The sequence below is a fragment of the Mesorhizobium sp. M7A.F.Ca.AU.002.02.1.1 genome (assembly GCF_003998535.1).
Classification (GTDB): domain Bacteria; phylum Pseudomonadota; class Alphaproteobacteria; order Rhizobiales; family Rhizobiaceae; genus Mesorhizobium; species Mesorhizobium ciceri.
On sequence record NZ_RZPB01001222.1, the window covers coordinates 1 to 1,162 of the forward strand.

2 pseudogenes are annotated in these 1,162 nt (G+C 58.9%); one reads left to right on the forward strand and one right to left on the reverse strand.

The features are described from left to right. Positions 1–640 (reverse strand): annotated as a pseudogene (locus EN879_RS36650) (type VI secretion system ATPase TssH); the annotation flags it as partial. Positions 641–967: 327 nt separating this feature from the next. Here EN879_RS36650 and EN879_RS36655 point away from each other — a divergent pair. Then, positions 968–1,162 (forward strand): annotated as a pseudogene (locus EN879_RS36655) (type VI secretion system protein TssA); the annotation flags it as partial.

A 1,162-nucleotide genomic window follows, 5' to 3' on the forward strand; every position in this document is an offset into this window, starting at 1 on the left:
TCTCCGGATCGCGGCCGACGACCGGATCGATCTTGCCCTCGCGGGCGCGTTGGGTCAGATCGGTGGCGAATTTCGCCAAGGCCGAATCTCCGCCCATGGTCCGCTTCGGCGTTTCAGCCGCGGGAACCGCGATGGCTGCGCCGCCTTCGAGCGAACCTTCCACGACATCGGCGAACCGCGCGACAACCGCATCGGCGTCGATCTTGTCGAACTCGCCGCTGATCTTCGACAGCAGGCCTTCCAGAACCGGGGTTTTCAGGCAGGAAAGCAGAATATGGGCGCTGCGGACTTCCTCGACGCCGAACTCCAGCGTCGCGAGGTTCCAGGCTTCCTGGATTGCATGAAAGATATGATCGGAGAATTCCTCGATCGAGGTTGCGCCATAGGGCAACTTGTCGACGGCACGGGTCATATCTGCCGTGAGCCGGCTGGCATCCAGTCCCGCATCGGCGATTATCATTTGCACATCGGAGCGGTCGGAAAGCACCAGCTGCTCGATGAAGTGAACGAGTTCGACGTAAGGATTGCCGCGCAGCTTGGCGCTATCGGCCGCGGCCTTGAAGGCGCGCACCCCGACAGGATCAAGCTTGCCGACCAGTTCCTTACGCTTGAAGCTCTGCGACGACCGGCGCTGTTCCATCGAACGTGCTCCTGCAATCTGCCAGCCGATAAACTGCCACAGATGCCGCCACTTGACAAAGTGCGTTGTGGACGAGGCCTCAATGCCTGGTTCAGCCAGCTTCCTCGTATTGTGGAAGTCTTGCACCACCGGCTGCAAACAACAGCGGAATTGCGCGCCCTGCGCAATGCATTTCTCATACGGATTGACAATTGCGCCACGGAGTTCGGTACTCATGGCGGTGTTCAGCTTCTGTTAATTTTGGAGCACTCGTTGAATTGTGGTAAAGTGCACCGGTGTGATAACGTAAGGTCACATAAGGTTTGAGGGCCTTCGCTGGGGGTTGGTGTGATTGATCTCGCACTCTGGCTTTCTTCGCTAGACGGTGAGAATCCGTCCGGGGAAGATTTGCGCAACGACCCGGCTTTCCATGAGTTGGAGCGCCTGACCGAAGCCCAACTCAAGGTCGTCCACGACGGCAACAATAAGGCCGGCTCGCAAAGCACGATTCCAGTCGACTGGCCCGCTGTGCTCGCAAAGGCG